17 protein-coding genes are annotated in these 19,473 nt (G+C 64.1%); 6 read left to right on the forward strand and 11 right to left on the reverse strand.

The window, feature by feature from the left end; genetic code table 11:
• Positions 1–76 precede the first annotated feature (76 nt).
• From AC13FW_RS05950 to AC13FW_RS05965, 4 genes are read right to left on the reverse strand one after another with little or no spacing between them, the layout of a single operon-like run.
• A complete protein-coding gene (locus AC13FW_RS05950; protein ID WP_482988504.1) occupies positions 77–688 on the reverse strand; it encodes an inorganic diphosphatase in 612 nt (203 codons plus the stop codon).
• 4 nt (positions 689–692) lie between these two features.
• Positions 693–2,090 carry a purple acid phosphatase family protein gene (locus AC13FW_RS05955; RefSeq protein WP_482988505.1) on the reverse strand — a complete coding sequence of 466 codons (1,398 nt, stop codon included), beginning with the start codon at positions 2,088–2,090 and terminating at the stop codon, positions 693–695.
• A complete protein-coding gene (locus AC13FW_RS05960; protein WP_482988506.1) occupies positions 2,087–3,196 on the reverse strand; it encodes an NHL repeat-containing protein in 1,110 nt (369 codons plus the stop codon). Before AC13FW_RS05960 ends, AC13FW_RS05955 begins: the two co-directional genes overlap by 4 nt.
• Positions 3,193–5,709 carry a TonB-dependent receptor gene (locus AC13FW_RS05965; RefSeq protein ID WP_482988637.1) on the reverse strand — a complete coding sequence of 839 codons (2,517 nt, stop codon included), beginning with the start codon at positions 5,707–5,709 and terminating at the stop codon, positions 3,193–3,195. The genes AC13FW_RS05960 and AC13FW_RS05965 overlap by 4 nt, the downstream gene beginning before the upstream one ends.
• 204 nt (positions 5,710–5,913) lie before the next feature.
• Here AC13FW_RS05965 and upp point away from each other — a divergent pair, with 204 nt between their 5' ends.
• Together upp and AC13FW_RS05975 are read left to right on the forward strand one after the other, a co-directional pair.
• Positions 5,914–6,546, forward strand: a complete 633-nt coding sequence (gene upp, locus AC13FW_RS05970) for a uracil phosphoribosyltransferase (RefSeq protein ID WP_481533405.1) — start codon at positions 5,914–5,916, stop codon at positions 6,544–6,546.
• Between the two features lie 58 nt (positions 6,547–6,604).
• The gene (locus AC13FW_RS05975) at positions 6,605–7,015 is read left to right on the forward strand and encodes a g-type lysozyme inhibitor (protein WP_296246353.1); all 411 of its coding nucleotides are present in this window, start codon (positions 6,605–6,607) and stop codon (positions 7,013–7,015) included.
• Between the two features lie 136 nt (positions 7,016–7,151).
• Here AC13FW_RS05975 and AC13FW_RS05980 read toward each other — a convergent pair whose 3' ends face one another.
• From AC13FW_RS05980 to rsmD, 7 genes are all read right to left on the reverse strand, one after another.
• A complete protein-coding gene (locus AC13FW_RS05980; protein WP_482988507.1) occupies positions 7,152–7,988 on the reverse strand; it encodes an alpha/beta hydrolase family protein in 837 nt (278 codons plus the stop codon).
• A gap of 96 nt (positions 7,989–8,084) precedes the next feature.
• Positions 8,085–8,975 carry an MBL fold metallo-hydrolase gene (locus AC13FW_RS05985; RefSeq protein ID WP_482988508.1) on the reverse strand — a complete coding sequence of 297 codons (891 nt, stop codon included), beginning with the start codon at positions 8,973–8,975 and terminating at the stop codon, positions 8,085–8,087.
• Positions 8,976–9,325: 350 nt separating this feature from the next.
• The gene (ggt, locus tag AC13FW_RS05990; RefSeq protein WP_296246358.1) at positions 9,326–11,068 is read right to left on the reverse strand and encodes a gamma-glutamyltransferase; all 1,743 of its coding nucleotides are present in this window, start codon (positions 11,066–11,068) and stop codon (positions 9,326–9,328) included.
• The gene (locus AC13FW_RS05995; protein WP_282268820.1) at positions 11,065–11,349 is read right to left on the reverse strand and encodes a YfhL family 4Fe-4S dicluster ferredoxin; all 285 of its coding nucleotides are present in this window, start codon (positions 11,347–11,349) and stop codon (positions 11,065–11,067) included. Before AC13FW_RS05995 ends, ggt begins: the two co-directional genes overlap by 4 nt.
• A 679-nt stretch (positions 11,350–12,028) precedes the next feature.
• Entirely contained in the window at positions 12,029–12,517 is a 489-nt protein-coding gene (locus AC13FW_RS06000) for a hypothetical protein (protein ID WP_282268818.1), read from the reverse strand.
• A 39-nt stretch (positions 12,518–12,556) separates the two neighbouring features.
• Positions 12,557–13,060, reverse strand: a complete 504-nt coding sequence (gene coaD, locus AC13FW_RS06005; RefSeq protein WP_282268816.1) for a pantetheine-phosphate adenylyltransferase — start codon at positions 13,058–13,060, stop codon at positions 12,557–12,559.
• Positions 13,057–13,680 (reverse strand): 16S rRNA (guanine(966)-N(2))-methyltransferase RsmD, encoded by a 624-nt coding sequence (rsmD, locus tag AC13FW_RS06010; protein ID WP_482988509.1) that lies wholly within the window; start codon positions 13,678–13,680, stop codon positions 13,057–13,059. Before rsmD ends, coaD begins: the two co-directional genes overlap by 4 nt.
• A gap of 202 nt (positions 13,681–13,882) precedes the next feature.
• Between rsmD and htpG the strand changes: the two genes are divergently transcribed.
• From htpG to AC13FW_RS06030, 4 genes are all read left to right on the forward strand, one after another.
• Positions 13,883–15,787 carry a molecular chaperone HtpG gene (htpG, locus tag AC13FW_RS06015; protein ID WP_296250413.1) on the forward strand — a complete coding sequence of 635 codons (1,905 nt, stop codon included), beginning with the start codon at positions 13,883–13,885 and terminating at the stop codon, positions 15,785–15,787.
• A gap of 681 nt (positions 15,788–16,468) precedes the next feature.
• Entirely contained in the window at positions 16,469–17,875 is a 1,407-nt protein-coding gene (ftsY, locus tag AC13FW_RS06020; protein WP_482988510.1) for a signal recognition particle-docking protein FtsY, read from the forward strand.
• A 152-nt stretch (positions 17,876–18,027) separates the two neighbouring features.
• Positions 18,028–19,083, forward strand: coding sequence for an A/G-specific adenine glycosylase (gene mutY / locus AC13FW_RS06025; protein ID WP_482988511.1), 1,056 nt, complete (start codon positions 18,028–18,030; stop codon positions 19,081–19,083).
• A 17-nt stretch (positions 19,084–19,100) separates the two neighbouring features.
• Positions 19,101–19,376, forward strand: coding sequence for an oxidative damage protection protein (locus AC13FW_RS06030; protein WP_296250419.1), 276 nt, complete (start codon positions 19,101–19,103; stop codon positions 19,374–19,376).
• Positions 19,377–19,473: the final 97 nt, after the last annotated feature.

Raw genomic sequence — 19,473 nt, forward strand, 5'->3', positions numbered from 1 at the left:
ACGGCAGCACATTCGGACTAATCCGTGTTCATTATAGGAGGAAGCCGCATCCAGAGCCGTGAAACCGGTTGGATACTCAGCGCGTCGGCCTGACCTGCTGGTAGTCCAGCAGTGCCCGGCGTATCACCTGCCGGGCCTCGGCCGCATCGCCCCAGCCGTTGAGCTGGATGTCGGCGCCAGTTGGCAGTTGCTTGTAGGTGCGGAAAAACGCCTCGATGCGCTGCACGTCCATGACCGGCAGGTCCTCCAGCGCACGTACCTTCGTATAGGTCGGGTCGACTGCATCCACCGGCACGCCAACGATCTTCTCGTCGGCCTCGCCCTTGTCGACCATGCGCAACACGCCCAGCGGGCGGAAGCGGACGACGGCGCCGGGCTGGATCGGGAACCGGGTCAACACCAGCGCATCCAGCGGATCACCATCACCGGCCAAGGTCTCCGGCATCGAACCGTAGTTGGCCGGATAGGCCACCGGCATTGACAGGAAGCGATCCACCCGCAACTCGCCATGCTCACCGAGCTCGTACTTGATCGCGCCGCCAGCGGGAATCTCCACCGCCAGCAGCACTTCCTCCGGCGCCATATCGGGCTGCGGCAAGGCGAATGGATGCAGCAGCCCTCCCGCCGCCAGTACGGTTGAAGTTGCGACCAACAACACGCCGCACAGCGCTGCCTGCATCACCTTCATCCACTTACTCCCAGCAACGGTCGTCGCGGCCCTTGGGCGACACCGCACGCGGGCAATCACGTTGCGGGATGCGCCCTTCGATGATCTCGCTGAACTGCTTGCCGCCATCGGCACCGCGGCTTATCTGGAAAGCGTCATACAGCCGGCCGGTTGCCGTGCGCGCTTCGTAGTTCAGCCCCTTGTCGTCCAGTCGCAGCACCTGGAACAACTGCGTGTCCTCGGCGGTCGGCTTCATCGTCGCGCGCGCTTCCGGCGACAAGCGGTACTGCTTGGGACCGGCAACGGACGAGATGTACTGCGGCAACGCTGCACCTGCATCGGCACGGCGGCCGTAGGTGTGATCGTGGCCCTGCAGCACCAGATCGACCTTGTGCCGCTGCAGTACCGGGCGGATCTCGCTGGCCAGCACCGAACTGTCACGCTCGGCCCGCAGGGGATACAGGGGCTGGTGCACGACCACGATGTTCCAGGGCTGGTGACTGCTTTCCAGCACACCCTCCAACCAGTTCGCCTGCGCCTTGGCGGTGCCCAGATCCAGTGCCGAAGTACCATCCAGCACCACCACGCGCAGGCCCTGATAGTCGAACCAGTAGGTCGTACTGGCAGTAGCCGATGCACCATTGCCCGGCAGCGCGAAGGTCAGCGGCCAATGCTTGCCCAGCACACGCCGTTCCTGCGGCGTGTCCTCGAACTCTTCGAAGTACTCGTGGTTACCTGCGGCCGGTGCGACCGCCATGCCCGGCAGCAACCAGCCACCGGCGGCGAACCACTCGCCCCATTCGTTGTCGTCCTCGCCATCACCGCCACTGACCAGATCACCCGCAAACAAGGTCAGCCGCGCATCCGGTGCGGTCTGCCAGCCCTGCCGTATCACTCGGCTGACATGGCTGAGGTTCTTGTTCTGGGTATCGCCGAAGTACAGCACGGTCAGCGGCTGACCAGCGGCAGCGGCAGTGCGGAAGTGCTGCCATGCACCCCAGGTGCCCTGCCCCTGCACCCGGTAGGCATACAGCGTGTCTGCCTGCAGGCCATCAATCAACGCACGATGGTGCTGGCTTTCGCCGTTCTCGGTCTGCAGTAGCTGGCTGCTCGCAGTGAGCTGCCGCACCTGGCCCATGTCCGGCGAGTCACCAGCCACGGTGATTTCCAGCCGCGCCGGCTGGGCCAGCGGCGCGGTACGCCATGCCACCGCAAAACCGCTGCTGGCATCCTGCGCTGGCGACGCGACGATGCGGTCAGGAAAGCCACTGGCCGCGTAGTGCCGGCTCCCCGCCGGCACCTGCGTGTTGGGCTCGGCAGCTGGAGCGGCCCCCACCGCTCCAGCTGCGCCCATCAGCGCTGCGCTGATCAGCGCCAGCGCCAGCAGCGGCAGCCGCTGGCGAGAGCGTCCCCGCGCCCTCATCGGCCACACTCCTGCGGCAGCGACAATGCCTTGGCGATATCACGCCAATCAAAGGCCACCACGCCCTGATCGTCATGCACCGCGTACAGCGCCCCCTGCGGGAAACGCGCCGACACCTGCTGGCTGTTCCAGATACCGTCGGTATTGGCCACCGTGTTGCCGTGGAACGAACCCACCGGCGCCAGTGTCTTGCGATCGAACAGATGGAAGGTACTGCGCTGCTTGCCCTGCTCGGTGGTGATCCACCAGCCGCCATCGCCGCAGGTACGCAGCATCACGCCTTCGGCCTGCGCCTTGAACAGGCCGCGACCAAAGGTCTCGCCACTGAAGTCACCGGCCAGGTTGTAGACCTTGAACTCGCTGGCGTAGGTTTCGTCTTCTTCGGCGATCAGCAGGCGGTCGTTGGCCGGATCTCCCCAGATCGACTCGACCACACGCAGCGCGCCCTTGGGCGAGCTGTCGCCGATGCTGCGCACCAGCTTGGCCTGCACCTCATCGCCATTGACGGTGACGTGGTAGCGACGCACGCGCTCGTTCAGACGTTCCAGCGCTGGCAGGATGTCATTGCCCGCCGCATCCTCGCCATCGTCGTAGGAGTCAGTGACGTACAGGTCGTAACCGCCCTGCACCGGGTTCACCCACAGGCCATAAGGCTTGCGCAGGTCGTTGCCGGCGAACACGCCCAGCGGCTTGAAGTCCGGCAGCTGCAGCACCTGCACACGGTGGTTGTCACGTTCGACAATGAACACCAGGTCGTCCTGCACCGCAATGCCATTGGGGCGGTCGAACTGACCCAACGCGGTGCCGGTGCTGCCGACGTCACGCAGATGCCTGCCGGTCTGGCCGTCGTAGACCACCAGCTTGTCGGTGGCCTTGGCGGTCGCGATCAGCCACAGCCGGCCATCGGCACCGCGCCAGCTGGCCGGCGAATCGATGTTGTCAGCCGGCGTCATCGGCGTCAGGAAGGCTTCGGCCACCAAGGTGGACGGGACAGCGGTCGCGCCCTCGGCAAGATCGGCGGCGGTCGGTGGCGTGCTGGACTTCGGCACCGGCTGGCAGGCGCCCAGCACCAAGGCAACGGCGGTAGCGAGCAGCGCGGCCCTCACAGTGCCACCTTCACGCCAATCGCATAGGTACGGCCGTATTCCTCGTTCTGCAGGGTACGCGAGGACACGCCCTGGTACAGCTCGAGCGGCTCATCCAGCAGGTTGGAAGCTTCCAGGTACAGGCTCACGTTCTTGCTCAGCTTGTAGTCGAAGCTGAAGTCGAGCTGGGTATGCGGCGCGACGTAGATATCGAATGCACGGCTGTCGCCGATGGTGTCCAGGTACTCGCTGCGATAGACGCCAGCCAGACGCGTACTGAGGCCGCCCCACTCATAACCGATATGCGCGCTGTAGATGTTCTTGGACGCGCGCGGCAGGTTGAAGTCATCGCCTTCGCGGTCAGCGATGCCCGGATCAAAATCGGTATCCAGCCAGGTGCCGCTGGCACCGATCAGCAAGCCAGACCATGCACCCGGCAGGAAGCTCAGCTGCTGCTGCCAATTGAACTCGGCGCCGAACACCTTGGCCTTGTCGCCATTGATCGAGCGGGTCACGTCAAAGCCCGGATACTCCAGATCGGCCTTGCTCTCGACCTGCACGATGTAGCCGTCGATGGACTTGTGGAACAGGCCCAGCGAGATGATGCCGCTGTCACCCAGGTAGCGCTCGAACGAGAAATCCAGATTGGTGGACTCGTACGGATCCAGGTTCGGATTGCCGATGCGCGCTTCCTTGTCGTCGCGGTTTACTGCCAAGCGCGGCGAGACATCACCGAACGATGGACGCGCCACGGTCTTGTTGACCGAGCCGCGCAGCACCCAATCATTATTGGTGTCGTAGCGCAGGTGCAGGCCAGGCAGCACACTGGTATAGCTGTTGTTGGCGATACGCGGGGTCACCGTGACGGTTTCGCCGTCGCCGTCGATATCGACATCGTTGCCGGTGGCATTGAACTGCGTGTTCTCCACGCGCACGCCGCCGATCACCCGCAATGCGCCGATGTCCCAGGTGCCCATCGCATAGGCGGAGAGGATGTCTTCGCTGGCGATGTAGTCTTCTTCCAGCGAAGTCATCGTGTTGCCAGCGACGTCGCCCGGTCTGGCGCTGTACTTGCTGCCATTGGCTGCCCACCATGCGCGCATCGCCGCCGAGCTCATGCCTTGACCGAGGCTGCCGCCGCGGTGGTCAAGCGTCTTGCCGTTCCAGCTGGTCAAGTCAACGGCTGGACCGGTACGCAGCTCGACTTCGTCCACATTGACATCACGCTCGCGCCAACGGCCCAGCACACCGAACTTGTAGCTGCCCTTGTCGCCATCGAAACGGATGTTGACCTGCGCGCTGCGCTCACTGTCGTCGATCTGCTTGGGCGAGAGCACGACGCGGTCGAACGCGTAGTTGCCGTTGTCCATCCAACCGCTGTCGCTCAGGCCCAGGCCGGGAATGCCACTGTTCTGGTTGAGCGTGGCGGAGAATGGGCCACCGTCGTAGTCAAAGCGCGCTTCCATTTCATCGTTCACGCGCTCGCGGGTCTTGGTGTAGCCCACCTTGTAGTCCAAGACCGCGCCGCTCAGCTGATTCTCACCGCCCAGGCTGACCGCAAAGGTGTTCTCTTCCTTGGTGCGGTAGCGCATGCGCTTGCTGATGGCATCGGCATCGAGCTCAGCGACCTCATAGCGCCCCCCACCCAGAGCGGTTATCCCTTCGTTACCAAGGCCAAAGATCGTGCGCTGGCGGGTTTCCGCATCGTCGAACTGGCTGTACAGCGTGCGCAGGTAATAGCGGTTGGCATCATCAGGACGCCAATCGAAGTTCAGGTTGGCACCAGTGCGCTCGCGCTCGATGGTGTATTTGCGGCGCTGGATCTCGACCGCGACCAGATCATCATCGGCACCGCCATCGAAGGTGTCGTACTCCACTTCCGTGTTGTCGGATTCAAAGCTGCGCTTCTGGTAGTTCACACCCAGCGCCACACCGAAGGTTTCCGCAAATACTTCGCTGTAATTGAACGCAGCCTTCGGGCTGGTCTCGCCCGACAGCTCCTGGTGGCTGCCCTCCAGCTTGCCCTTCAGGGAGCGACCATCGCGGTCGAAGGCCGAGGCCGATTCCACCACTACCGCGCCGCCGATGGCATCACCCGGCATGTCCGGCGTGGCCGACTTGATCACCCGCAGGCGCTCGGTGGACTCGGACGGAATCACGTCCAGCGGTGCTGCCCGCGAGGAGTCCTCGGGCGTGCCGATGGCGATGCCGTCGATGCTGACGCTGTTCAGGGCCGCATCCAGGCCGCGGATCACCACGAAGCGACCCTCACCCTGGTCGCGGGTGACGCTGACGCCAGGCAGGCGCTGCAGCGACTCGGCGACGTTCATGTCGGGGTAGTCACCCATCGAGTCGGATGCCACCGCGTCCTGCACGCCATTGGCGTCGCGCTTGAGCTCGACGGCGCGGATCTGTGCCTCGCGCTGTGCTCGTACCTCGATGCGCTCCAGGTCGATGGCAGCTGCCGCACCGCTGGCCAGCGTGGTCGTGCCATCGGCCGTGGCCTGTTGTGCATATGCAGGCGCGGCAGCCATGCAGGCCACCGCGGTCGTCACCGCCACCACCAAGACGCTCTTGCGCACTACCGCCCCCAATCTGTGTAAAGGATGGGTGTGCACGGTATGTCCGTTCAATTGCATCACTGTTACAGACGCACGGCTGCAATATTTCAGTCCATTACTGGCTGGGTACAGCAGGACTGCGGCAAACTATCGGCTCTTCCCTGTCATCACACCGCCATGAAAATCGTCGAAGTCCGCCACCCGTTGGTCCAGCACAAAATCGGCCTACTCCGCGATGCATCCATGAGCACCAAGGATTTCCGCGAGGTCGTCAACGAACTTGGCACCCTGCTGGCCTACGAGGCCACCGCCAATCTTGAGACCGAAAGCCACACCATGGCAGGCTGGGCCGGCCCGGTGCAGGTGCAGCGCATTGCCGGTGCCAAGATCACCGTGGTGCCGATCCTGCGCGCCGGCCTCGGCATGCTGACCGGCGTGCTGTCGCTGATTCCAGCCGCGCGTGTCAGCGTTGTCGGCCTGCAGCGTGACGAGGAAACCCTGCAGCCGGTGCCCTACTTCGAGCGCTTGACCGGCCGCCTGGAAGAACGCGACGCGCTGATCCTTGACCCGATGCTGGCCACCGGCGGCACCTTGATCGCCACCATTGACATGCTCAAGCGCGCCGGCGCCCGCCGCATCAAGGGCATCTTCCTGGTCGCCGCACCGGAAGGCCTGAAGGCACTGGAAGCCGTGCATCCGGACGTGGAGGTCTATACCGCCGCCATCGACGAGCGCCTCAACGAGAAGGGCTACATCATGCCGGGCCTGGGCGATGCCGGTGATCGCATCTTCGGCACGCGCATCGGTTGAGCATCGCGGCCGGCCAGACAGTTGCCGCCAGCCTTTCCCCACGCAAACGGTGAGTACGATGAAGCGCATCATGCCCTTGATCCTGGCCACAGCAGTTGCACTCGGCACGCAGGGGGCTGCTGCCGCCGACAAGGTCACCACACTTCCGGTGCAGTTCGCCAAGGGCATGCAAAGCTTCAGCACCAGCCACACCCTGCTTGGCTATGACAGCGTCAACTACACGCTGGATGCCAAAGCCGAGCAATCCATGCGGGTAAGCCTGAGCGGCAGCAGCAATGTCGGCTTCAACATCTATGCCCCGGGGGATATTCCCGGCGTTGCCACCGCTCTCGGCAGTGGCAGCCAGGGACAGGACTGGAACGGCATATTGCCTGCCTCCGGGACCTACACCGTGCAGGTGTATCAGGTGCGTGCGGCAGCCCGGCGCGGTGCGCAGGCGGCCTATGCCATCACCTTCGCGATTCATTGACATTGATCCCTGCCATGCAGGCCGGCATGGCGGCAGTGGCAAAGTCAGCAACCGCCGCTCTGCGGCGCTTGCTGACTGAAACGAGCTGGCGCGGATTTGCGCAAGACGCGTAATCCGCCGAACCAACTGCAACGAATCAGCGGCGCAGCCAGCGCTCATTGGCAGCGGCAGGCGCCGCCAACAGCTGCCGCGCCTGTTCGTCCTTGAGCAGTTGTGCACGCAGGAACGCCGTGCCCAGCTCGCGGGCGCGTTCGAACAACAGCTCAGGTTCTCCGCCAATCAGGTTGTGGTCGCCCCCGGCAAGTACCACGCCGGTCTTGTCTCCAGCAGGCGCCGTCTCGACGGGATAGAGGTGATCGACTGGGTCGCTGACGAAACCCGGCACCAGATCCTTGTCACCGGTGACCAGCAGCAAAGGCACCGCCAGCGAGGCATATGACTGCTCGCTGATCAGCCCCGGAATCCGGCCTGGCGACGAAAAGCCCAGCACAGCCACCACTGACGGATCGCGCAACGGCCCCAGTCCGTTCAATGCACCACCAAGCGTCGCCGAGATCAGCGTCCCCAGGCTATGACCGGCTGCAGCAACCGGCATCCCGGGCCAATGCTTCGCCGCGTAGCTGCTGACAGCGCGCATGTCGACGAAGCGCTCGGTCAAGCCTTGTTGCAGCGAGAACTGTTCACGCTGCGGATACTTCATCGAGTCCACGTGCAGCGGTGCCAACACCACGAATCCGGCATCCGCCCAGGACTGCAGCAGGCGCTCGTAGCGCTCCGGCCAGGCACCGTGCCCGGAGGAAAACAGCACCACGCCACGCACCTGCGCCGGCTCCCAGATCGCCAGCGTTGTCGAGCGCTCGGCACTGACCTGCAATGGCAGCACCTGGGTTGGAGCCGCCAGCGCGGCAGCAGCGGGCCCCAGCAACATGAGCACGGCAAGCCCGGCGCGTCGCAGCAGGGAAGGAAGTTTCATGACATTGCCCCGGATCTGGATGATGGGACCAATGTCGGTTTTGACGGCTTCCGGAATCAGTGCCGGAAGTCAGTTTTTTTCCTGCCGTTGGTCAGCTCAGGCGGCCAGCGAACGCGCCTTCAGCTCACCCACCTCATGGGCGGTGCCAAACCGCCCTTTCTCATCACGCACCACCTGCGCCATCGCGCATTGCGGGTCGTGGGTGAAGAACAGATGCACGTTGCGCGCCAGTTTGTCTTCCAGAAATGCCCGCTTCTCGTCGATCAGCAGTTCGGCATTGCGGTCGTAACCCATGGTGATCGGCACATGCACCCAGGAACGGCCAGGAATCAGATCGGCACAGAACACCACGCCACCACGCGACTGCCCGTTGACCCGCTCGGGGCCGACGATCTCGGCCAGCATCAAGCCTGGCGTATGGCCATCACTGAAGCTGAAACGTACCGATTCGCCGAGTACTTTCGAATAGGCACCATTGACGATCTCAAGGCGGCCACTGGCTTCCAGCAAACCGGTCAACTCGGGAATGAAGCTGGCCCTGTCACGCGGGTGCGGATGCTTGGCGCGCTCCCAGTGCTCGGCACCAATCACGAAGGTCGCATTGGGGAACAACAGCTCCGGCTCGCGACCTTCCGACCACGGCGCCAGCAAGCCCCCTGCATGATCGAAATGCAGATGACTCAGCACCACCACATCGATGTCTTCGTGCTCGAAGCCTGCTTCACGCAGCGAATCCATCAGCACATGCCGCGGCTCCTGCACGCCATAGCGTTCGCGCAGCTTGGGCTCGAAGAAGGCACCGATGCCGGTTTCGAACAACACCGTCTTGCCACCCAACGGGCTGGCCAACAATGCCCGGCATGCCAGCTCGATGCGATTGGCATCGTCGGCCTCCGCCCAGCGCTCCCACAACGCCTTCGGCGCGTTGCCGAACATCGCGCCGCCATCGAGTTTTTGCGAGTTACCGCGAATCGACCAAAGTTTCATATGAAAAATTCTACCCGCTGCGCGTTAAATATTCGCAAGGATCCGATGGCGGATAATTGACGGGCAACGGCACTGGCGGGGACGTCGCGTTGTGTGCACCTATCGGAAGGATGATTACTGATGGACCGGGCTTTGGATCGGCTTTTGCTCATCTGCCGTCATTCCCGCGCAGGCGGGAATCGCTCTAGCTCTTGCTCTCGCCACTGCCTCCGCGATGCAGTAAACCGAGAGCAGGGAATGGAGCAAAGAACGTAAGGCAAAAGGCAGGAGCGATTCCCGCCTACGCGGGAATGACGGCATAGATCAAAAGCCAAACAAAAACCCCGCCGAAGCGAGGTCTCCTGTTCACCTCAGTCAGCCTTTCCCAGCTTGCGAACCTCGGCACTGCCAACCGGGTTACGCGGATCACTGCCGCCGCTGAGTACATTGCTGCGCCGATCCCACTCCACCGTCTGCAGGTTGCCCCAGACATGGCTGGAGCCACGGCCACCTTCGGCGGAGTCGCCCGGCAGTTCCACCTTGTGGCCCATCGCCTGCAATTGCTTGGCTACCTCCGGCGAGAACGCGCCGGTTTCCGCCGAAATCTCATCCGGCAACCACTGGTGGTGGTAGCGCGGCAAGGCGGCTACCTGCTGTGCATCCAGGCCGGCGTCGTAGCCGAGGATGCCGAGCAGGACCATGGTGATGATGCGGCTGCCACCGGGCGTACCAATCACCACGACCTTGTCGTCGTTCTCCATGAAGGTCGGCGTCATCGAGCTGAGCATGCGCTTGCCCTTGGCCGGCGCATTTGCCGCATAGCCCATCACGCCGAAGGCATTGGGCGTGCCCGGCTTCAACGCGAAGTCGTCCATCTCGTTGTTCAACAGCACGCCGGTGCCAGCCGGAATCAGGCCCGACCCGTACAGCAGGTTCACCGTCTGGGTGCCGCCAACGCGGTTGCCTTCGCTGTCGATGATCGAGAAGTGCGTGGTCTCGTCATCTTCCAGTGGCGTCGGGTTGCCCGACAGCAGGTCGCTGGGCGTGGCCTTTTCCGGATGGATGGTTGCACGCAGGCCCTGCGCGTAGTCGCGGCTGGTCAGCACCTTCTGCGGGATGTCGACAAAGTCCGGGTCGCCCAGGAAGAAGGTGCGGTCGCGATAGGCACGACGCATCGCTTCCACCACCAGGTGCGTGCTGTGCGCCTGGTCCAACTTGCTCAGGTCCCAGGGTTCCAGGATCTGCAGCATCGAGGCCAGTGCGATGCCACCGGAAGACGGCGGCGAGGCAGTGGTGATCTTCCAGCCGTGGTAGTTGAACACGATCGGCTCGCGGGTCTTGACCGTGTAGCCGGCCAGTTCCTCGGCAGTCCAGCGGCCGCCGGCCTGCTTCACGCCGGCCAGCAGCTTGCGCCCGGTCTCGCCGCGGTAGAAGCCATCAAAGCCGTTGGCGGCCAGCAGCTGCAGCGTATGCGCCAGCTCCGGTTGCTTGAAGATATCGCCCTCGGCGATCGGCTTGCCGTTGCGCAGGTAGACCTCGCGGGTGCCCGGGTAACGGTCCATCACTTCACGGCGGCTGGCATAGCCACGGGCCATGCGTGCATATACCGGGAAACCATCGGTGGCGACGCGGATTGCCGGTGCCAGCGAATCACCCAGCGGCAACTTGCCATGCTCGCGCGCCAGCTTCACCAGCGCCGCCGGCAAACCCGGAATGCCGGCCGACCATGGGCCATTGACCGAGCGGTCACGGTCCAGGTTGCCCTTCTTGTCCAGGAACTGCTCCGGCGTTGCGGACTCGGGCGAGGTCTCGCGCGCATCCAGCATCAGGTCCTTGCCGGTCTTGGCATCATGCAGCAGGAAGAACCCGCCGCCGCCCAGACCCGAGCTGATTGGTTCAACCACGGCCAGCGTGGAAGACACGGCCACCGCTGCATCGAACGCATTGCCGCCCTTGCCGAGGATTTCCATACCGGCCTGGGTCGCCAGCGAATGACCGCTGGCAATCGCAGCGCCATCAGGGTGTGCGGCGCGCGCCGGCGCGGTGTCGGCTGCCCACGCGGCTGGCGACAGCACCAGTGCGAACAGCAGCAGGGAACGGGCAACGAGTTTCATGCCGTTGGATTCTCCGATTGGTAAAACTCAGGGTGATCGCGCTGCAGGCCGGCCAGTTTGGCCAGCAGCTGATCTTCGGTTTCGACGATATCCGGGTCCGGGTCGATGCATTCGACCGGGCACACCACCACGCATTGCGGTTCATCGAAATGACCGACACATTCGGTACAACGGGCCGGATCGATCACATAGATCGTCTCGCCCATTGCGATGGCCTGGTTGGGACAGGCTGGCTCACAGACGTCGCAATTGACGCAGAGCTCATTGATTTTCAAAGACATTGTTGCGGTGTTCCCGTCGGAGCGGGGCTTGCAACCGGCGCCTGCCGGTTCATCGGTCCTGCTGTTCATGGACTGCCAAGGGCAGTGCCGACAGCAAGCTTACCGGATACTGGTTTTGCCGGGGTCCAAGCTGCTGCTTCCACAGCGTTCTGCGGGTGTCGGTGCTGGATTTGGTCGCCGCTGGATTTGGCTGAATTGCGCGTTGTTGGCAGGGGTCTCGCAACGCCTGAGCAGAACCAGGGCCAGCGCTAATGCTGAGGCTGACACCAGAACAAGGGCGACTCCCGTCTTCGCGAGGGTAAGGCGGGTTCGCTACGCAGCCCCGCGTCAGCTGGAGCGGAGCTACATCCAGAGCCAGAGCAGGAGCTAGAGCAGAAGCAAGAGCGATCCCCGCCTGCGCGGGGATGACGCCCTGGCAAAGGCGGAGCCGCTACGCGACCCCGCGCCAGCTGGAGCAGAAGCCAGAACCAGGGTAGAAGCTAAAGCAACGGCCAGAGCGATCCCCGCCTTCGCGAGGATGACGCACTGGCAAAGGCGGAGCCGCTACGCGGCCCCGCTCCAGCTGGAGCAGAAGCCAGAACCAGGGTAGAAGCTAAAGCAACGGCCAGAGCGATCCCCGCCTGCGCGGGGATGACGCACTGGCAAAGGCGGAGCCGCTACGCGGCCCCGCGCCAGTACGTCACTTGGCTTCGACGAAGACGTAGTCAGCGCCGGTCGGCTTGACGATGGTCTGCACACGGGCGTTGTCAGCGGCATCGCCGATGAACACCACGCGCACACCCTTCATCGAATCAGCCTGCACGTCCTTGAAGCTGGCTTCGATGAGGTCAGCCATCTTGGCCGACGCCGACGAACCAAAAGCCAGCATGTTGCCCGGCTGGACGCCGCGACCGACGGCACCGGTGGCGCTCTCAGCCTGACGGTCGTACTTGGCAGCGAATTCCGGATCCGACTCCGGCGGCAGGTAGTACAGGAACGGGCTGGCGGTGATGTTGCCCATGTTCTGCACGGCGACCGCCTGCAGGTACTTCTTCCAACCCGCGTCGTCATCCTTGGCCGGGGCGACCAGCGCCTGCTGCGCTTCGACTACCGGTGCTTCTTCTTTCTTGCAGGCCGTTACAGCCAGCACCATCGAGGCGGCAAGCAGCACGCGCATCGTGTTCTTCATGATCGTTCTCCCGTTGAAAAGTGGTGTTGCCAGAAAAATTTACTGCCCACGCGCTTCGCGGGCCTTGCGCAACGCTTCAAGCACAGTGGCCGGCACGAAACCGGAGACATCCCCGCCCAACCGGGCGATTTCACGCACCAGCGAGGAGGAAATGAAGCTGTGCTGCTCGGAGGGGGTCAGAAACAAGGTCTCCACCTCCGGAATCAGATGCCGGTTCATGCTCGCCATCTGGAATTCGTATTCAAAATCGGACACCGCGCGCAGGCCGCGCAGCAGCACCCCGCCGTGCACGGAGCGCACGAAATGGGCCAGCAAGGTGTCGAAACCGACCACTTCCACGTTGTCGTGGTGTTGCAGTGCTTCCACCGCCAATGCCACCCGCAGCTCCAGCGGCAGCGTCGGGCCCTTGGATGGGCTCTGCGCCACGCCGACCACCACCTTCTCGAACAAGGGCGCGGCACGGTTCACCAGATCGATGTGACCATTGGTGATCGGGTCGAAAGTGCCCGGGTATACGGCGATGCGGCGATTGGCTGAGGTCATGCGGGTTCGGTCGCGTTCATGTCGCCGCGAAGTGTAGCAGCGGCCCGGCGGTAGAGGGCATAGGCCACCTCACGGGTACTGCCTTCGCGACGCAGCTGCCATTCCGCCGGCAGCTGCAGCGCCGCGCCTACCGGCGCTTCCACGTACAGCCAGGCATCGTCAGCCAGGTGCCGGGGAAGACGCTCGATCACCTGTTCCCACAAACCGGCGGCGAAAGGCGGGTCCAGAAACACGACATCGGCCCGGGCGGGCGGCGCGCTGCCCAGCCATTGCAGGGCATCGCCGGCAATCACCTCAACCTGGGCCCCTGCCCCCAGCCTTCCGACCACGCCGCGCAGCGCAGCCACCAGCTGCGGATCGCGCTCCACCAGCTGTGCGAACGCCGCACCGCGCGATACCGCCTCCAGGCCCAGCGCGCCGCTGCCGGCAAACAGGTCCAACACACGCGCGCCCGGCAGTTTGGGCATCAGCCAGTTGAACAGGGTTTCGCGGACCCGGTCGCTGGTCGGCCTCAGGCCCGGCAGTTCAGGAACCTGCAAACGGGTATTGCGCCAACGCCCACCGACGATACGCACCTGCCCGCTGGCAGCAGCAGGCGCTTTCCCACGAACCGGACTCATCCGCCCCGCACCGGCAAAGCCAATGGCAAAACGTGGCAAATCAAATACATCGGCGGTCTACATCCAACAGATCCAAGTGCTGCAGATGATAGACCAGCACCTGCCCCGGCTGCGCCCACCTTGAAATCGGCCCATTCACCCTTACCCAAGCTGCAGCCACCGCGCAGCTGCGCGATCCATCAGCAACGGAGCACCCCGACCGATGAGCAACCCGAATCACAAGGAAACCCGCGGTTTCCAGACCGAGGTGAAGCAGCTGCTGCACCTGATGATCCATTCGCTGTACTCGAACAAGGAAATCTTCCTGCGCGAGCTGGTGTCCAACGCCGCCGACGCCGCCGACAAGCTGCGCTTCGAAGCGCTGACCCAACCCGAACTGCTCGAAGGCGGCGCGCCGCTGCGCATCCGCATCGAAGCCGACCCGGCCGCGCGCACCCTGACCATCGACGACAACGGCATCGGCCTGAGCCGCGATGAAGCCATCGCCCACCTCGGCACCATCGCCAAGTCCGGCACCGCCGAGTTCCTGAAGAACCTGTCCGGCGACCAGAAGAAGGACTCCAACCTGATCGGCCAGTTCGGCGTGGGCTTCTATTCGGCCTTCATCGTTGCCGACCAGGTTGATGTGTACAGCCGCCGCGCCGGCCTGCCGGCCAGCGAAGGCGTGCATTGGTCGTCCAAGGGCGAAGGCGAGTTCGAGGTCGAGACCATCGACAAGCCCGAGCGCGGCACCCGCATCGTGCTGCACCTGAAGGAAGGCGAGGACAGCTACACGGACGGCTGGCAGCTGCGCAGCCTGATCAAGAAGTACTCCGACCATATCGGCCTGCCGATCGAGTTGCAGAAAGAACACCACGGCGAGGAAGCCGACAAGCCGGCCACCCCGGAGTGGGAAACCGTCAACCGTGCCAATGCGCTGTGGACCCGCGCCAAGTCCGAGGTCAAGGACGAGGAATACAAGGAGTTCTACAAGCACATCGCGCACGATCCGACCGATCCGCTTGCCTGGACCCACAACAAGGTCGAAGGCAAGTTGGAGTACACCTCGCTGCTGTACACGCCGGGCCGCGCACCCTACGACCTGTACCACCGCGATGCACCCAAGGGCCTGAAGCTCTATGTGCAGCGCGTTTTCATCATGGACCAGGCCGAACAGTTCCTGCCGCTGTACCTGCGCTTCATCAAGGGCGTGGTCGATTCCAACGACCTGCCGCTGAACGTCTCGCGCGAAATCCTCCAGTCCGGCCCGGTGATCGACTCGATGAAGTCGGCGCTGACCAAGCGTTCGCTGGACATGCTGGAGAAGCTGGCCAAGGACAAGCCGGAGGAATACGCAGGCTTCTGGAAGAACTTCGGCCAGGTACTGAAGGAAGGCCCGGCCGAGGACTACGGCAACCGCGAGAAGGTCGCTGGCCTGCTGCGCTTCGCCTCCACCAACGACGGCAGCGGCGAGCAGAGTGTTGCCCTTGCCGACTACGTCGGCCGCATGATCGAAGGCCAGGACAAGATCTATTACCTGACCGGCGAAAGTTTCCAGCAGGTCAAGGACAGCCCGCATCTTGAGGTGTTCCGCAAGAAGGGCATCGAAGTGCTGCTGATGACTGATCGCATCGACGAGTGGCTGATGAGCTACCTCACCGAGTTCGACGGCAAGTCCTTCGCCGACATCGCCCGCGGCGACCTGGACCTGGGCAAGCTTGAGACCGAGGAAGACAAGAAGGCACAGGAAGAAGTCGCCAAGACCAAGGAAGGCTTGGCCGCGCGCCTGAAGACCGTGCTGGGCGAGGAAGTCGCCGAAGTGCGCGTCTCGCACCGCCTGACCGACTCGCCGGCCATCCTCGCCATCGGCGAACAGGACCTGGGCCTGCAGATGCGCCAGATCCTCGAAGCCAGCGGCCAGAAGGTACCCGACAGCAAGCCGGTGTTCGAGTTCAACCCGGCGCACCCGCTGATCGAGAAGCTGGATGCCGAGCCGGACATGGACCGCTTCAACGACCTGGCCCATGTGCTGTTCGACCAGGCCGCATTGGCCGCAGGCGACAGCCTGAAGGATCCGGCCGGCTATGTGCGCCGCTTGAACAAGCTGCTGCTGGAACTGTCAGCCTGATGATCCGCCCCCTCCCTTTCGCGCAGCGAAGGGGAGGGTTGGAAAGGGATGCTCTGTAGTGCCGAGCCATGCTCGGCAGAAGCCTTCCCAGCAATCCCTGTAGTGCCGAGCCATGCTCGGCAGAAGCCTCATCGGCTAAGCCCCAAGAGCCGCCCTCACCCCAGCCCCTCTCCCGCAAGCGGGAGAGGGGCTTATAGAGCGAGGAGCCCGTAGTGCCGAGCCATGCTCGGCAGAGGCCTTACCGGCAAAGCCTCAAGAGCTCCCCTCACCCCAACCCCTCTCCCGCAAGCGGGAGAGGGGCTTGTAGAGCGAAGAGCCTGTAGTGCCGAGCCATGCTCGGCAGAGGCCTTACCGGTAAAGCCCCAAAAGCTCCCCTCACCCCAACCCCTCTCCCGTAAACGGGAGAGGGGCTTATAGAGCGAGGAGCCCGTAGTGCCGAGCCATGCTCGGCAGAGGCCTTCCCGGCAAAGCCTCAAAAGCTCCTCTCACCCCAACCCCCGCTCCGCGCCCCAGCCCTTGCGCTGGCGCAAGCGCGTTCGATAAGCAGCGAACCAATGGTTCGCAAGCTGCTCACCCCACAAGCGGGACAGGGGCTTTGGCAACAGCACTCCCGCCACCGCACCGCCGGCCGCCTGACCGCCAGTGGTAGAATGGACAACTGATTTCAGGCCTTTTTCCCTCATGTTCAGCTTCTTCCGCCGCAAAAAGACCGACGACGCCCAACAGCCCGCAAAGCCGTCCACGCTGAGCGCCGAGGAACTTGCCGCCGCGTTCCCGCAGGCACCGTCGGCACAAGCGCCGCTGCCCGCAGAACCCGCCCAGCCCGAAACCGCACAAACATCGCTCGAATCCCCGGTCGCTGCTCATACGCAGGTAGAGCAAGCAACAGAAGCCGCAGCAGCACCCACGTCGCTTGCCGAACAAGTTGTCGTGGTCGAAGCAACCCCTGTTGCAGCACCAGCCCAGGTCGAAGCACCGGCTGCCGCCGAACCGCCCGTCGCTGCAGCCCTTGAAATCACTCCGCAGGCGATGGAGCCCGTTGCCGCCCCTGCTCCTGTTGTTCCAGTTGCAGCACCGGCTCCGGCCGCTGCCGAAGTCATCGTCCCCAGCTCCCCCGATTCAGACGCCGCGCTGATTCCCGTCGATGCCGCTCCCGCAGCGCCGGCCGGCAAGCTCGGCTGGCGCGATCGCCTGCGCAACAGCAGCTTCGCGCGCAGCTTCGGCGGCCTGTTCTCGCGCAATCCCAAGCTCGACGACGACCTGCTCGATGAAATTGAAACCGCCCTGATAACCGCCGACGTCGGCATGCCGGCAACCACTGCGCTGGTCGAAGACCTGCGCAAGCGCATGAAGTCGCGCGAGTTCGCCGATGCCAACGCGCTGCTGGCCGCGCTGCGCGCCGACCTGATCGCGATGCTGCAGCCGGTCGCCAAGCCGCTGGTCATCGACACCAACGCCAAGCCATTCGTGATCCTCACCGTCGGCGTCAACGGCGTCGGCAAGACCACCACCATCGGCAAGCTGGCCAAGCGTTTCAAGGATCAGGGCCATAGCCTGATGCTGGCCGCTGGCGATACCTTCCGTGCCGCCGCGGTCGCCCAGTTGCAGATCTGGGGCGAGCGCAATGGCGTTGCCGTGGTCGCACAGGGCCAGAACGCCGATGCCGCCTCCGTTGCATTCGACGCACTGCAGGCCGGCAAGGCACGCGGCACCAGCGTGCTGATCGCCGACACCGCCGGTCGCCTGCACACCCAGACCGGCCTGATGAACGAGCTGAGCAAGATCCGTCGCGTGCTGGGCAAGATCGACGACACCGCACCGCACGAAGTGCTGATGGTGATCGACGGCACCACCGGTCAGAACGCGCTGTCGCAGCTGCGCCAGTTCCATGCCGCTGCCGGTGTCACCGGCCTGGTCGTGACAAAGCTGGACGGTACCGCCAAGGGCGGCGTGGTATTCGCGCTGGCGCGTGAGTTTGGCATTCCGATCCGTTTCGCCGGCATCGGCGAGCGCCCGGAAGACCTGCGCGTATTCGATGCAGAAGCCTTCGTCGACGCGCTGCTGCCGCAGGCCTTGGGCAGCAACTGATCTGCTAGCCCCTCTCCCGTTTACGGGAGAGGGGTTGGGGTGAGGGGAAGCTCTACGAGCGGAATCAAAAACTCCCCTCATCCGCCCCTTCGGGGCACCTTCTCCCGCAAGCGGGAGAAGGGAAACGCGCAATCGCCAGCCTTCGCGAGCCAATGCCCAACTTCCCCAGCCAACTCCTCACCTGGTTTGACCAGCACGGCCGCCACGATCTGCCCTGGCAGCATCCGCGTTCGCCGTATCGGGTTTGGCTATCGGAAATCATGCTGCAGCAGACCCAGGTCGCCACTGCAACGCCCTATTTCCAACGCTTCGTGCAGTCGTTCCCAACGCTGCGCGACCTGGCAGTAACCGACAACGACACCTTGATGGCGCACTGGGCCGGCTTGGGCTATTACGCACGCGCCCGCAACCTGCATGCCGCAGCCAAACAATGCGTCGAACTGCATGGTGGTGAACTGCCGCGTGATTTCGATGCCCTGCTCGCCCTGCCCGGCATCGGCCGCAGTACCGCCGGTGCCATCCTCAGCCAGGCCTGGAACGACCCGTTCGCGATCCTCGATGGCAACGTCAAGCGCGTCTTGACCCGCTACCACGGCATCACTGGTTTCCCCGGCCTGCCTGCCATCGAGAAACAACTGTGGACACAGGCTGAGGCACACGTCGCGCAGGTGCCGGTCGGGCGCATGGCCGACTACACCCAGGCGCAGATGGATTTCGGCGCGACCCTGTGCACACGCGCCAAGCCGGCCTGCATCCTGTGCCCGCTGCAGCGCAGCTGTACCGCATATGCACGCGGCCTGGTCGAATCACTCCCCACGCCAAAACCCAGCAAAGTGCTGCCGGAGCGCGAAGCCAGCGCCCTGCTGCTGGAAGACACCGACGGCCGCATCCTGCTGCTCAAGCGCCCGCCAACCGGCATCTGGGCTTCACTGTGGACGCTGCCGCAGGCCGACACTGACAGCGCGCTGCGCGAGTGGTTCGCCGCCAGCATCAAAGGCAACTACGACAACGCCAACGAGCTGCCGCTGATCGTGCATACCTTCAGCCATTACCGCCTGCATCTGCAGCCACTGCACCTGCGCAAGGTCGCACTCAAATCCAAGGTCGGTGACAATGCCGATCTACGTTGGGTAGCGCGTGACGAGCTCGCCGCAATCGGCCTGCCTGCGCCCATCCGCAAACTGCTGGAACGTCATCCGGCGCACTGATTCGACAGGACTACACCATGCCCCGCTCCGTCTTCTGCCAATACGAACAACGCGAAACCGAGGGACTGGATTTCGTGCCTTATCCCGGCGAACTGGGGCAGCGCATCTTCGCCAACATCGGCAAGCAGGCGTGGGCGGCATGGCTGGCGCACCAGACCATGCTGATCAACGAGAACCGGCTGTCACCGCGCGACCCCAAGCACCGCGCCTTCCTCGAGGAAGAGCTGGTGAAGTACCTGTTCTCCGGCGGCGCGGAAAAGCCGGCCGGCTACGTTGCGCCGGAAGCGGAATAACACCGGACCCTGTAGTGGGGGGGGGGGGGGGGGGGGGGGGGGGGGGCGCGGCGGGGGGGGGGGGGGGGGGCGCGGCGGGGGGGGGGGGGGCGGGGGG

The sequence above is a fragment of the Stenotrophomonas sp. 21LCFQ19 genome, assembly GCF_056861425.1.

What these genes read in the sequence shown, in the direction of transcription:
- AC13FW_RS05950 (WP_482988504.1), bottom strand. Translation starts at nt 688, where the DNA reads ATGAAGGTGATGCAGGCAGCGCTGTGCGGCGTGTTGTTGGTCGCAACT.
- AC13FW_RS05965 (WP_482988637.1), bottom strand. Translation starts at nt 5,709, where the DNA reads ATGGCTGCCGCGCCTGCATATGCACAACAGGCCACGGCCGATGGCACG.
- ggt (WP_296246358.1), bottom strand. Translation starts at nt 11,068, where the DNA reads ATGAAACTCGTTGCCCGTTCCCTGCTGCTGTTCGCACTGGTGCTGTCG.
- AC13FW_RS05975 (WP_296246353.1), top strand. Translation starts at nt 6,605, where the DNA reads ATGAAGCGCATCATGCCCTTGATCCTGGCCACAGCAGTTGCACTCGGC.
- coaD (WP_282268816.1), bottom strand. Translation starts at nt 13,060, where the DNA reads ATGACCTCAGCCAATCGCCGCATCGCCGTATACCCGGGCACTTTCGAC.
- AC13FW_RS05980 (WP_482988507.1), bottom strand. Translation starts at nt 7,988, where the DNA reads ATGAAACTTCCTTCCCTGCTGCGACGCGCCGGGCTTGCCGTGCTCATG.
- AC13FW_RS06000 (WP_282268818.1), bottom strand. Translation starts at nt 12,517, where the DNA reads ATGAAGAACACGATGCGCGTGCTGCTTGCCGCCTCGATGGTGCTGGCT.
- upp (WP_481533405.1), top strand. Translation starts at nt 5,914, where the DNA reads ATGAAAATCGTCGAAGTCCGCCACCCGTTGGTCCAGCACAAAATCGGC.
- ftsY (WP_482988510.1), top strand. Translation starts at nt 16,469, where the DNA reads ATGTTCAGCTTCTTCCGCCGCAAAAAGACCGACGACGCCCAACAGCCC.
- AC13FW_RS05955 (WP_482988505.1), bottom strand. Translation starts at nt 2,090, where the DNA reads ATGAGGGCGCGGGGACGCTCTCGCCAGCGGCTGCCGCTGCTGGCGCTG.
- AC13FW_RS05995 (WP_282268820.1), bottom strand. Translation starts at nt 11,349, where the DNA reads ATGTCTTTGAAAATCAATGAGCTCTGCGTCAATTGCGACGTCTGTGAG.
- htpG (WP_296250413.1), top strand. Translation starts at nt 13,883, where the DNA reads ATGAGCAACCCGAATCACAAGGAAACCCGCGGTTTCCAGACCGAGGTG.
- mutY (WP_482988511.1), top strand. Translation starts at nt 18,028, where the DNA reads ATGCCCAACTTCCCCAGCCAACTCCTCACCTGGTTTGACCAGCACGGC.
- rsmD (WP_482988509.1), bottom strand. Translation starts at nt 13,680, where the DNA reads ATGAGTCCGGTTCGTGGGAAAGCGCCTGCTGCTGCCAGCGGGCAGGTG.
- AC13FW_RS05985 (WP_482988508.1), bottom strand. Translation starts at nt 8,975, where the DNA reads ATGAAACTTTGGTCGATTCGCGGTAACTCGCAAAAACTCGATGGCGGC.
- AC13FW_RS06030 (WP_296250419.1), top strand. Translation starts at nt 19,101, where the DNA reads ATGCCCCGCTCCGTCTTCTGCCAATACGAACAACGCGAAACCGAGGGA.